This is a genomic window from Hyphomonas sp. UBA3195 (assembly GCF_002366485.1).
Taxonomy (GTDB): domain Bacteria; phylum Pseudomonadota; class Alphaproteobacteria; order Caulobacterales; family Hyphomonadaceae; genus Hyphomonas.
Genome location: NZ_DEXB01000030.1, coordinates 4,681 through 5,145 on the forward strand (window position 1 = coordinate 4,681; position 465 = coordinate 5,145).

Consider the following 465-nt stretch of genomic DNA (forward strand, 5'->3'; position numbering starts at 1 on the left):
CAGGCTTTGGTTCCGGCGCAGGCTTTTCGGCCACGGGGTCTGGTTTGGCTTCAACGATCGGCTCAGCTTCTGGCGCAGGCTCGGCCTTGGCCGGTTCACTGGCCTCTGCCTCACTGCTGGTTTCAGCGGCCACGGCTGCGTCCTTTTTCTTGGCGCGTGAGCGGCGGGGGCGCTTCGGTTTGGCCGGCTTCTCTTCGCTGTCGGCTGGGGCATCTTCCGCCTGCGCCTCAGACGGAGCGGTCTCTTCAGCCTGTGCCTTGCTCGGAGTGTCTTCCGCAGCGGGTTCTTCGCTTACCTTGGCTTCGCTCGGCGGNNGCCTAGCGCTTGGCGCGGGACCACCAGCCGGAGCGTTTGGGCTCGGCTTTCTTGGCCGGCTTGGCTGCGGGCTCAGGGGCCGGTTCGGGCGCAGCCTGGTCGGCCATGGCGGGTTCGGCCTCTGGCTCAGGCTTTGGTTCCGGCGCAGGC